A 12,760-nucleotide genomic window follows, 5' to 3' on the forward strand; every position below is an offset into this window, starting at 1 on the left:
AAAGCGATGACAAGCACAAAACAGAGCCAGCGGTTATGGTACACGGAGCCGGCACAGGAATGGAATGAGGCACTGCCGGTCGGTAACGGCAGGCTGGGAGCGATGATCTTTGGCAGGGTAGCTGAGGAAAAGCTCCAGCTCAATGAGGATTCCGTGTGGTACGGAGGTCCGCGTGACCGCAACAATGAAGATGCGCTGCCCCACTTGCCGAAGCTCCGCCAGCTGATTCTGGAAGGCAAGCTGCGGGAGGCGGAAGAGCTGGCAGCCATGACGATGGTGGGGCTGCCGGAAGCACAGCGCCATTATCTGCCGCTTGGCGACCTGCTGCTGTCATTCGCCGGACATGAGCAGCCTGCTGAGGACTATCAGCGGGAGCTTGATCTCGAATCCGGCGTATCCCGGGTGAGTTATGTGACCGGCGGGGTCCGGTATACCCGTGAGCTATTCGCCAGCTACCCGGATCAAGCTATCGTGGTGCGGATTACCTCTGACCGGAAGAACGCAATCTCCCTGAAGGCCAGGTTTAACCGCCAGAACTGGAGAATGCTGGAGAAGACCGAGAAATGGAATGACAGCGGGCTGGTGATGGGCGGAGAATGCGGCGGGCGCGGGGGCAGCTCCTTCGCTGCTGCATTGAAGGCCGTCACGCAAGACGGAACCTGCCGCAATATCGGCGAATATGTGCTGGTGGAGGGGGCAAGCTCGGTTACATTGCTGTTTGCCGCAGGAACCACATTCCGCTATCCCGATCCGGCGCTGTATGCCAAGCGGCAGTTGGAGGCCTTGACTATGGTGCCTTATGAGGAACTGCTCGCCCGCCATGTTGCGGATTACCGCAGCTTGTACGGCCGGACCTCGCTGACGCTCCCGATGAACCCGGAGCTGAGCGGACTGCCAACCAGTGAACGGCTAAATCGGTTCCGGCAGGGGGGAGAAGACCACGGACTGATCTCGACTTATTTTCAATATGGCCGTTATCTGCTGATCGCCTCCAGCCGTCCTGGCTCCTTGCCTGCGAATCTGCAAGGCATCTGGAATGACAGCTTCACCCCGGCGTGGGACAGCAAATTCACGATTAACATTAACGCACAAATGAATTACTGGCCGGCAGAACTCTGCAATCTGGCGGAATGCCATGAGCCGCTGTTCGATCTGATCGAACGGATGCGTGAGCCTGGACGGGTGACTGCGAAGGTCATGTATGGCTGCGGCGGCTTCACGGCACACCACAATACGGATATCTGGGCAGATACTGCGCCTCAGGATACGTATTTGCCAGCATCGTTCTGGCCGTTGGGAGCAGCTTGGCTGTGTCTGCATATGTGGGAGCATTACCGGTTCGGCCAGGACCGCCAGTATCTGGCGAATGCCTACGATACGATGAAGGAATCTGCACAGTTCCTGTTGGATTACCTGATAGAGGATGAGTCGGGCCGTCTGATTACCTGCCCGTCCGTCTCGCCGGAGAACACGTATCAGCTGCCCGGCGGAGAATCGGGCGTGCTGTGCGCAGGAGCTTCTATGGACTTCCAGATCATTGAAGCCCTGTTCAAGGCCTGTGTCCAGAGCTCGGAGATTATCGGGCGGGACGAGTCATTCCGCGAAGAACTCCGTTCAGCGCTGGACCGTTTGCCGGGGCCACAGATCGGTAAATACGGGCAGATTCAGGAATGGATGGAGGATTACGAAGAGGTAGAGCCGGGGCACCGGCATATTTCGCATCTGTTCGCGCTGTATCCGGGGGATGCCTTCACGGTGGAGCATACGCCAGAGCTGGCAGCAGCAGCCCGTACGACGCTGGAACGCAGACTTGCCAGCGGCGGCGGACATACCGGCTGGAGCCGGGCCTGGATCATTAACTTCTGGGCCAGACTGCAGGATGAGGGTAAGGCTTATACGAATGTACGGGCGCTGCTGGAGCACTCCACCTTGCCGAATCTATTTGACAACCATCCGCCGTTCCAGATTGACGGGAACTTCGGAGGAACAGCAGGTATCGCGGAGATGTTGCTGCAGAGTCATACAGATAGGATCAGACTGCTGCCTGCATTGCCTGCCGACTGGAACGAGGGCAGTGTCAAGGGACTGCGGGCTAGAGGCGGCTATACCCTCGATTTCTCTTGGAGCGGTGGACTGGTTACGGAAGCAGTGGTAACATGTACCGTATCCGGCCCTTGCCGGCTCGAAGGTCCGGGACTGGATACGGTGTCGTTCGCAGGAGAAGCGGGAAGCTCGTATACATTCACCCGCTGAGGCTGAATAGCAGGCTGTGCGGTTGACGAATACTATAAGATAGTACACTGGGATTGGCGCATTTGCGTCAATCCCTTTCTGCTGTGGTTGGTTTGAACGTCGAGCGCGGACCGAATGTAATCGAAAAACCGATTACATTGCACAGCGCGGGGACGAGCGGAGCAAATGTAATCGAAAAACCGATTACATTGCGCAGCGTGGAGGTGAGCGGAGCAAATGTAATCGAAAAACCGATTACATTGCGCAGCGCAGTGGCGTAGGTGCGGGTGGGTGCGCAAGGGACGAGCCTGATGGTGAGGTGCACAAGTGCCCCTGAATTCGCCGAAAGTAGGCCACCCGAGCAAATCAGGAGCACAAGTGCCCCTGATTCCGCTTTCATTCGCCGAAATCCACCTAACCCGAAAAGGACCTAAGCAGGCTCAACGCTACACTCAACGCCACACATAGCCAGCTCAGAAAGAACGGCAATTCCACTGCCGTGCTGCAAGCAACCGTTTTCTTTTTATGAATTTATAGGGGGGAAGACCTATATTCTATGAATTGTAAGCGCATTCTGAAAACGTATAATTAAAGTTGTCACCAGGAGAAATTAGAAGCATAAGCGATTAGCCAAAAAGGGGAGGCATAACAACATGCACAAAACGGCAAAACGTTCAGCAGCAGCCGCTGCGGCCGGTGTATTAGCACTCACACTGGCACTGACAGGCTGTGGATCAAGCAATAACACCAGCAACACCGGAAGTAAGGATACCGGAGGCAAGGAACCCGCCACTGGAACTAACGCCAGCCCGGCAGCAGCCGGAGACGACACGGCTCCCGTAACGTTCTCGGTATTCATGAATGGTCCCGGACAACAGCCAACGCCTGACAATAAGCTTCTGAAGCTGATCAAAGACGAGACTGGAATCACCTTCAACCAGGAATTCCTGGTCGGCGACCTGCAGCAGAAGCTCGGGGTCATGATTGCCGGGGGCGATTACCCGGACATCCTGTCGGGTGACGACAAATTAATCAATGCCAAGGCATACATTCCGCTTGAGGATCTGATTGAGAAATACGCTCCTAACCTGAAGAAGCATTACGGTGCGGTCTGGAACCAGATCAAGGATGAGAGTGACGGCCACATTTACGTACTGCCAAGCTATGGCGTTTATCAAGGTAAAATTACTGAGCCTACTTATCAGGGACCAGGCTTCTGGCTGCAAAAAGGCGTGCTTGAGGAAATGGGCTACCCTACTCCTAAGACCCTGGATGAGTACTTCGACATCATTGCCAAATATAAAGAAAAACACCCGGATATGATCGGATTCGAATCCCTCAACTTCGACTGGCGCGTGTTCCCGCTGCAGAATCCCCCAGAGCATCTGTCGGGGCATCCGAATGACGGGGCCGTTATTGTAGATAACAATGTAGCACAGATTTTTGCCGATAAGGATATCTCCAAGACTTACTACAAGAAGCTCAATGATATCAACGCTCAGGGCCTCATGGATAAAGAAGCCTTCGTACAGAACTATGACCAGTATCTGGCCAAGGTTGCAAGCGGCAAGGTCATCGGGATGTTTGACCAGCACTGGAACTTCCAGGACGGCGAGAAATCCCTAATCTCTCAAGGCAAGCTGGAAAATACGTATATCGGCTTCCCTCTGCTCTATCCGGGCGCAGAAGAATGGTATCGTGACCGTGGAGCGGTCGGTACTAACCGCGGATTCGGAATTTCAATCAATGCCAAGGACCCTGTCCGCATTATCAAATTCTGGGATAAGATGATTACCGAGGATTGGCAGAAGACGCTTCAATGGGGCGTGAAAGGCGAAGATTATGAAGTGAACGCAGACGGTTCCTTCTACCGTACGCCTGAGCAACGGGCCAATGCAGATCAGACCAGCTGGCAGGTAGCTAACAAAATCTCAGGGATGTTCGGTTACATGCCTAAGATTCAAGGTACGTACAGTGACGGTAACGCAGCAGATGCCGGTACACAGCCTCAGGAATTCTTCGACAGCCTGAAGCCTTACGACCAGAAGATTCTGAAGGCGTACAACAAGAAATCATGGTCCGAATTCTTCAAAGAACCGAAAGAGAACAACATCTACTTCCCTGCGTATTCCATCGTGCTTAAGGATGGTTCACCAGCCCAGCTCGCACAGTCCAAACTGAATGACCTCATGATTAAGTATTTGCCGAAAGCTATTATGGCCAGCCCTGCTGAGTTCGACGGCGTGTGGCAGGATTATGTGGACAGAATCCACAAGCTGGACATCAAGGCCTACGAAGACCGGATGAATGAAGGCATTCAGCAGCGTATCGAAAAATGGAGCGTTAAATAAACCATTTAATACAGAAATAGGAGCGGGAAATGCTGTTTCCCGCTCTTCCTAAATAGGACTGCGTGAACAGGACAACGTGGAGAGAATGATTTTTACAGGAGGGAAACAACATGTCTGATGCCGTACTGGACAAACAGGTCAAAAAACAGAAGACCCGAAAAAGCAAAATCGATCCGGAAATCGGTGTGGAACTCAGCTGGAAAACACTGAAAACACAAAAACAGCTTATTTTTATGTCCGTGCCCATTGCACTCTATCTGATTATCTTCAACTATGTTCCCATCTGGGGTTGGCTGATGGCCTTTCAGAATTACCGCCCGGCGGTGTCCTTTGGCCAGCAGGAATGGGTAGGTTTGCAGCAATTCAAATTTTTGTTCTCCGATGATACCTTTATGCTTGTACTTCGCAATACCATTGCCATGAGTTTTATTAACCTTGTACTGGGTACGGTTACGGCGATCGGTCTGGCTCTGCTGCTGAATGAGATCAAGCTCAAGTTCTTCAAGCGCGCGGTTCAGTCGATTTCCTATCTGCCGCACTTTCTGTCCATGGTTATCGCTGCGGGGATTGTATCCACTTCACTCTCCATCGATGGCGGGATTGTCAATGTCGTTCTAATGAAGCTTCACCTGATTAAAGATCCGATTATGTGGCTCAGTGAAGGGAAATACTTCTGGGGCATCATCGGGGCGTCGAACGTGTGGAAAGAGGTGGGCTGGGGTACGATCATTTATCTGGCGGCCATTACCTCCATCGATCCTTCCTTGTACGAAGCAGCTTCCATTGACGGCGCGAAACGTTTTCAAAAGATGCGTTATATCACGCTTCCGGGAATTAAGGCTACATTCGTTATTTTGCTGATTATGAACATTGGACATATTCTGGATGCCGGCTTCGAGCTTCAATATCTGCTGGGCAACGGACTTACTGTGGACTATTCGCAAACCATTGATATCTTTGTAGTGAAGTATGGTCTGGCTATGGGTAACTACTCGCTGGCTACGGCCGCAGGGATCTTCAAAACGATTGTCAGTGTCATTCTCGTATTCATCGCAAACAATGTCGCAAAACGCCTCGGCGAAGAGCGATTACTATAGAGGAGGAAGCCCATATGAAAGCCGGGACCAAAGGTTCAAGCCGGATTGAGCCGGTTGTATTTCATACCTTCAACACGATATTTATGCTCTTTGTGGTTACTGTCACGCTCTATCCGTTCCTCCAGACGCTGGCGGTATCCTTCAATGACGGCAGTGACACGCTTACCGGGGGGATCTACCTCTGGCCCCGTGTATGGACGCTGGAGAATTACCGGGCGGTCTTTATATCAGGAACAATCTATCATGCTGCATTTATCTCGGTATCCCGTACGATAATTTCAACGGTGCTCGGTGTATTCCTTACAACGATGCTCGCTTATGCACTGGCGCAGCCGCAATATATTTTCCGCAAAAAGATCGGCCTGCTGTTCATCCTGACCATGTATTTCAATGCCGGACTGATTCCGAACTACTTCCTGATCAAGAATATGGGCCTGCTGCATAACTTCATGGTCTATATCCTGCCGAGTCTGGTCAGCGCGTTCAACCTGATTATCATGCGGACGTATATCCGCGGGCTTCCGTTCAGCCTTACCGAATCGGCGAAGATTGACGGGGCAGGAGAATTCAGAATTTTCTGGAAAATCATCTTCCCGCTCTGTACGCCTGTACTGGCAACTGTCGCACTGTTTATCGCGGTAGGCTCATGGAATTCCTGGTTTGACACATTCCTCTATGCCTCCTCGGATATCAAGCTTAGCACGCTGCAATATGAAATGATGAAGATGCTCGGTTCCATTATGAGTGCGAACAATGATCCGTCGATGCTTGCGGGAGGCCAGAACAATCAGGTCCAGTCGCTGGTTACGCCAGCCTCCATGCGTGCAGCCATTACGATCGTTACAGCGGTTCCGATTCTGTTCGTCTACCCTTTCTTGCAGAAGTATTTCGTGGTAGGATTGAACCTGGGTAGCGTAAAAGAGTAATTGTCAATACGTATTATAGTAAGGAAAATATGTATACTATAACCGTTTCGGGTGCAGCCGAAGCGGTTTCTCCTGTTCCATCATATGGAGTCCTGCCGGACTCCAACTACTTATATAAAGATGGTGATTCCATGCTTAAGGTACTGTTTGCCGACGATGAGCCGATTATGCTGGAAGGGCTCCGCTTCCTGGTCGACTGGGAGGCACTAAATTATGAAGTATGCGGCGAGGCGCTGGACGGGGAGGACGCGCTGCAGCTGATCGGCAGCACCCGCCCTGACCTGGTCATCACCGATGTGCGTATGCCGGTCATCGACGGCCTTGAGCTCATCCGAAGAACCTCTGAAAGCGATTTTCGGCCGAAGTTTATTATTTTTAGCGGCTATGCTGACTTTGAGTATGCCAAGCGGGCCCTGAAATACGGAGTAGCGAATTACTTGACCAAGCCTCTGGATGAAAAGGAGCTGACGGAGGCGGTGCAGACGGTTACGGCACAGATCCTTAAAGAACGCAAGGCGTCCTCTCGGCGTGATGCGCTCTCGGCTCTGATGCAGGAGGATATGGTATCCCGGCTCCTGATGCGGGAGAATACGGAGGAGGAGCGGGAGCAGGGGCTGAAGACGCTGGGGATCTCCCCCGCCTCGCGGCTATGCTGTATTCTGGTCCATGGAGCAGCGCCGGACAGCGTACATATGCGTGAGCAGCTCGCCGCCATGAGAAGCAGGGAACTGCTGCGCAGCCTCGCAGTCTATCCGTTCACCGCAGGCAGCGGGAAGCATGGCTATCTGCTGGTGTCTCCGCAGGAAGGACCGGTGCTTGACCAGGCACTGCTTACCCGGTGGATGGAGGAGATGCGGCCGCTGTACAGCACGCCGGTCTTTTTCACAGCAAGTCTTCAGCATCAGGGCCCGGAGGCTCTGAATACGGCATACCAGGAGGCGCTGGCTGCTGAGCTGTGCAAACCGTATGGTCCGGGGGCCGGGGGAGACGGCATCTTCGAGAAGCAGGATAAGACACAGATGGCTATGCTTCCGGCAGAGCTGAGACGATCGCTGCTGCAATCCGTCACCGAAGGGAAGACCCTGCATCTCACGGATCAGCTCGGAGAGGTGTTCAAGATTTTCTCGGCGGAGGTGGCTTCAAGCTCATGGATCGACGCTTTTCTGGCTAATATCAAAGCAGAGCTGCTACGTGAAATTACTGCCAGAGGGGGAGACTATGCGCAGTGGGTGCAGAAATGGTTCCCGTCCCGCCATACGGCTACTTGTCTGCCGATGCTTGAGCGTCAGATAGAGGAGGAGCTGTGCGAGGCTGCAGAGTGGTTCGCCGCGGCTGCGGACGGCAGGGCAGAGGATCAGATCGTGGCTGCAGCGATAGAGTATGTCCGCGGGCATTATCAGGAGAAGCTGAAGCTGCAGGATATTGCGGGGCATCTGCATGTGAACTCGGCTTACCTGGGACAACGGTTCAAGAAATACTACGGCAGCTCTTTTAACGATTATCTCCATGAATACCGCATTGAAGAGGCGAAGAAGCTGCTGCGCCGGACCGATATGGGGATTTCCGATATCTCGAGCAGAGTGGGCTATTCAGACGCCGATGTGTTCGCCGCCAAGTTCAAGGCGCTTAACGGAGTTACACCTTCCGTGTACAAGAAGAGCTAATTCAAGAGGAAGGAGGGGGCCTGCATGAAGAATAACCGGAAGCCATCTGCCTTCATCAATGATCTTCCGCTCAAATACAAGTTTTTGTTCATCTACTTGTTGTGTGTGCTTGTCCCCATACTTAGCATCAATGCCCTCTTTTATGTGCAGATCAGCCGTAATGTGGAGGCACGGGAGAGGGATAATTTGGAGATTTCTGTAGACCGGGTGGCTTATGACCTGATGCAGATCGTGAACGAATGTGTGGCGATCAGCAACACGGTGGCTGCGGACCGGCCTTTTATGGAGATGATGGATTACGCCTACCCGGATAATGAGGCTTATTATGATGCTTATAATGATTCTCTGAAGGACAAGCTGCGGCAGTACAGCAATCTTCATTCCTATATCTATTGGATGGGCATATACACCTCTAATCCGACGATTCAGAACGGCAACAGCTACTTCATTCTGTCGGACGCAGATAAGAGAAGTGAATGGTACCGTAAAATCTCAAGCAGCACAGACAAGGTGCTGCTCACTTCTTATCAGGGAACTAACCCGCTGAATCCGCCGCAGCAGGAAGTGCTTGTCAGCCTGATCCGCAAGCTGGATAACTTCACGGGCCAGCCCTACACGAAGTATCTGAGGATTGATCTGCGGCTGAACAATGTGCAGGACCTGTTCCAGAAGGAGCGTGACTATCTGGATTTCAAGCTGCTGGATGAGCAGAACCGGGTCGTGCTGGACTCGAACCGTTCCTTCTCCTCACTGGATGGCAGTGCCTTGCTGAATGTGGACACCAGCCTTGACCAGGCGCCCAAGCAGATTGTCCGGGCGCTCAGCAGTGCGGCCTACACCAAGGGCTGGCGGCTGGTTGGCACTCCGGAAGGGCGTAAGATCAACCATGAGATGGAGAGCGCGCTCAGGAACTCGCTGATTCTGCTCCTGCTGACGATCATCATTCCCACGCTGCTCATGATCGTCATTATACGTTCCTACAATCTGCGTGTACGGCTGCTCTACAAACATATGAAACAGGTCAAATATGAGCAATTCGAGAGCATTGATATGTATGAGGGGAAGGATGAGATCGGCGGTCTGATCCGCAGCTTCAATCTGATGACCGGCAAAATCCGCAATCTGATCAATGATGTCTACAAGCTGGAGATTCAGAAGAAGGATCTGGAGCTGGAACGGGTGCGGGCGGAGCTGAAATATCTGGAGAGCCAGGTGGACCCTCATTTCCTTTTTAATACGCTGAATGCGATCCTGGTCATCTGTAAGAAGTATAAATATGAACAGGTTACCGATGTCATCCGCAATCTGGCCCTGATTATGCGCAGGCTGCTCAGCTGGAAGGATGATCTGATTACGGTGGAGGAGGAAGTATCCTTCATCGAGATGTATCTGCAGATTGAGAAGTTCCGCTTCCAGAACCGGTTCTCTTATGAGCTGGATATTGCTCCTGAGGTGCTGAACTGCCGGATTCCCAAGATGAGTATACAGGCTCTGGTGGAGAATTCCTGCAAGCATGGTCTGCAATCGGTCAAATGGGCAAGGGAAATCCACGTGTCCGCTTCACGGAATGAGACAGGTCTGCTGATTGTGGTGACCGACAACGGCAAAGGAATCGAGAAGGAGAAGCTGGAATGGATCAAGTCCCATCTGGAGACAGAAGAGGATACGGGACAGAATGTCGGCCTCCGCAATGTGTATAAACGCCTCATGCTGTACTTTGACGGCAGGGCAGGATTCAGCATTGAGAGCATCGAGTATGAACGCACGGTCATTACCATCCAGATTCCCGAGGATTTGAGTCTGGTTCCGATAGGGGAGGGAGCTCATGTATAAAGTAGTGCTTGCTGATGATGAGACGATTGCCTTAGAGGGGCTGCGGACGCTGACTGACTGGGAGGAGCTGGGCTTCGAGGTATGCGGCGCCTGTGAGAACGGGGAGGAAGCGCTGGCTGCCATTATCCGCAGCTCGCCCGATCTTGTGATTACAGATATCCGCATGCCCGAGATCGACGGGCTTGAGCTGATCCGGCGCGTACGCAGCCTTGATATGGAGCAGCCGGTCTTCATCGTGCTTAGCGGCTACGGCGAATTTGAGTATGCCAGAACAGCCATCCGTTACGGGGTAAGACATTACCTGCTGAAGCCGGTCATGGATGCGGAATGGGATAAGGTGCTTACGGACATTACGGATGAGCTGGAGCTGCGCCTTAAGCAGACCATGCAGCAGAGCATGCTGTCCAGCCGGCTGCTGCCGCTGGCGATCGCGCGCATGCTTGAAGGGCACTGGACGGAGCCCGATGAAGAAGCAGCTGAGCAGATGGACCGCCTGGATGAGGCGGCTACTGGGTGGACGTATGTGCATGTGGAGGGTCATAGCAGCCGGATTACGGAGCTGTGCCGGGAGCTGGCCGGACCGGCCGGTGCGATGCTCATTGATCTGCCGGGGGATCAGACCGGGCTGGTCGTGGAGAGCTCGGGAGGGGCGGCTGGACTGGCGGAGCAGCTATACGCCGGACTGACCCGCAGCAGAATAAAGGGCTCGGTCAGCATCGGGCCAAGTGTGCGCTCCCTCCGCGAGCTGCCGGTCTCCTACCGCGAAGCGGCAGACGCTGCGGCCCGCCACTACTTCTATTCGGACGAATGCGGCCCGGTGGATTCGGCCAGTGAAGCAGAGGGACAGGTGAATTACACGCTTCCTTCCGCAGAGCTGATTGAGGAGATCATCAGCGCAGTGGAGCGGCTGCATGAGCAGAAGGCCGCAGAGAAGCTTGGCGAATTGTTCAGCGGTTTCAAGGAGAACCGGACAGATCCGGGAGTCGTCCAGATGACAGGCATGGATATCATGCTGCGGAGCATGGAGCTGCTGAAGGAATTCGGCGGCGCGGACGATCAGTGGATCGGCACGCTTGATTTTTTCAGAACCGAGCCGAGATCCCTGGAAGACCTGCAGGTCACTCTGGAGACGGCGCTCTCCACCAGTATGAACTATATCCGCCAGCACAAGGAGCGTAACTCCGAGCATCCGCTGATCCGCGTGGAATGCTTCCTGAGAGATCATTATGCGGAGCATCTGACGGTAAAAGAGATTGCTGAGCATTTCTATATTAATCCGGTGTACCTGGGCCAGGCCTTCATTAAAAAGCACGGTATCAGCATTCTTGAATACATTCATAATCTGCGGATTGAAGCGGCCAAGCAGCGGCTCGTTGACACTCAGGACACAGTCAGAAGTATTGTGGAGAGCATCGGGTACGTACACTATCACCATTTCTTAAGAGAGTTCGAGAAACGGACGGCGCTGAAGCCCGTCCAGTTCCGCGCACAGGCACAGGGAAATAAAAAATAGGGTGCAATTATTTATTTGGGGTCCATCTATTTACTTTGGTGATGGTAAACGCATACAAATGCGTTATGATAAAGAGAGTTGTCCCAAAAATTGTTGTCAAATACAGGAGGTTAGCAAAAATGAAGCAAGCAAGCAGCGAAATTCCTGCATTACACGAAATGTTCCGGGAGGCCTTTAAAATAGGGGCCGCCGTCAGTACTGGCATTATAGCTGCCCAGGGTCCTTTCATTGCCAAGCATTACAACAGCATCACCGCCGAGAATGAGATGAAGCCGGCTCTGGTTCAGCCGCAGGAAGGCGAATTCACCTTCGAGGCAGCAGACGATATCTTCGAATTCGCAGAGTCGCATGGGATCGGTGTCCGGGGGCATACGCTTCTGTGGCATAACCAGACCGGAGACTGGATGTTCCAGGATGCGGAAGGCGGAGCCTGCAGCAGAGAGCAGTTGCTTGCCCGCCTGCAGACCCACATTAACACAGTAGTGGGCCGTTACCGGGGACGGGCGTATGCCTGGGATGTAGTAAATGAAGCGATTGAGGACAAAACAGACCAGTACCTGCGGGATACGCGGTGGCTTGAGATCATCGGCGAGGATTATCTCCGTCAGGCCTTTGAAATGGCCCATCAGGCAGACCCAGACGCGCTGCTGTTCTACAACGACTATAATGAGACCGATCCTGTCAAGAGCGGCAAAATCTACAAGCTTGTACGCAGCCTGCTGGATCAGAATACGCCGATTCACGGGATCGGCATGCAGGGACACTGGAATATCTACGGCCCTTCCATTGAGGAAATCCGCAATGCGCTTAAGCTCTACGCATCGCTGGGGCTTAAGATCCACATTACCGAGCTGGATCTCTCCGTATTCCGTCATGACGACAAACGAACGGATTTGAAAGCGCCAACAGCTGAAATGCTGAAGCTGCAGGAGGAGCGTTATGCCGAGATATTCGCCCTACTGCTGGAATTCAGAGACTCCATTGATTCGGTGACCTTCTGGGGTGTGGCCGATGATTATACCTGGCTGGACGGCTTCCCCGTCCGGGGACGCAAGAACTGGCCGTTCCTGTTCGATGAGCAGAAGCAGCCAAAGGCTTCATTCGCCCGGCTGGCCGAGCTGGCCGCACCGCAATCCTAATCTTA

At 53.2% G+C, this 12,760-nt stretch carries 9 protein-coding genes; 8 read left to right on the top strand and 1 reads right to left on the bottom strand.

The window, feature by feature from the left end:
- Positions 1–6 precede the first annotated feature (6 nt).
- The gene (locus tag NSS83_RS32245; RefSeq protein ID WP_341347317.1) at positions 7–2,253 is read left to right on the top strand and encodes a glycoside hydrolase family 95 protein; all 2,247 of its coding nucleotides are present in this window, start codon (positions 7–9) and stop codon (positions 2,251–2,253) included.
- A 67-nt stretch (positions 2,254–2,320) separates the two neighbouring features.
- On the opposite strand, the gene NSS83_RS32250 is transcribed toward NSS83_RS32245, so the two are convergent.
- Positions 2,321–2,632 (bottom strand): hypothetical protein, encoded by a 312-nt coding sequence (locus tag NSS83_RS32250; RefSeq protein WP_341347318.1) that lies wholly within the window; start codon positions 2,630–2,632, stop codon positions 2,321–2,323.
- Positions 2,633–2,885: 253 nt separating this feature from the next.
- Between NSS83_RS32250 and NSS83_RS32255 the strand changes: the two genes are divergently transcribed.
- The 7 genes from NSS83_RS32255 (at position 2,886) to NSS83_RS32285 (ending at position 12,755) form a co-directional block, all read left to right on the top strand.
- Positions 2,886–4,583, top strand: a complete 1,698-nt coding sequence (locus tag NSS83_RS32255) for an extracellular solute-binding protein (RefSeq protein WP_341186607.1) — start codon at positions 2,886–2,888, stop codon at positions 4,581–4,583.
- Positions 4,584–4,693: 110 nt separating this feature from the next.
- On the top strand, positions 4,694–5,680 hold the full coding sequence (locus NSS83_RS32260) for an ABC transporter permease subunit (RefSeq protein ID WP_036693453.1): 987 nt from the start codon (positions 4,694–4,696) through the stop codon (positions 5,678–5,680).
- A 14-nt stretch (positions 5,681–5,694) separates the two neighbouring features.
- On the top strand, positions 5,695–6,606 hold the full coding sequence (locus NSS83_RS32265; protein WP_036693452.1) for a carbohydrate ABC transporter permease: 912 nt from the start codon (positions 5,695–5,697) through the stop codon (positions 6,604–6,606).
- Between the two features lie 131 nt (positions 6,607–6,737).
- Entirely contained in the window at positions 6,738–8,270 is a 1,533-nt protein-coding gene (locus NSS83_RS32270; protein WP_341347319.1) for a response regulator transcription factor, read from the top strand.
- Positions 8,271–8,294: 24 nt separating this feature from the next.
- Complete coding sequence (locus NSS83_RS32275) at positions 8,295–10,103, top strand: sensor histidine kinase (protein ID WP_341186605.1); 1,809 nt, start codon at positions 8,295–8,297, stop codon at positions 10,101–10,103.
- Positions 10,096–11,616, top strand: a complete 1,521-nt coding sequence (locus NSS83_RS32280) for a response regulator (protein WP_341347320.1) — start codon at positions 10,096–10,098, stop codon at positions 11,614–11,616. Before NSS83_RS32275 ends, NSS83_RS32280 begins: the two co-directional genes overlap by 8 nt.
- Positions 11,617–11,735: 119 nt before the next feature.
- Positions 11,736–12,755 (top strand): endo-1,4-beta-xylanase, encoded by a 1,020-nt coding sequence (locus tag NSS83_RS32285; RefSeq protein WP_341347321.1) that lies wholly within the window; start codon positions 11,736–11,738, stop codon positions 12,753–12,755.
- The last annotated feature ends 5 nt before the right edge of the window (positions 12,756–12,760 follow it).

Source organism: Paenibacillus sp. FSL H3-0469, assembly GCF_038051945.1.
Lineage (GTDB): Bacteria > Bacillota > Bacilli > Paenibacillales > Paenibacillaceae > Paenibacillus_AQ.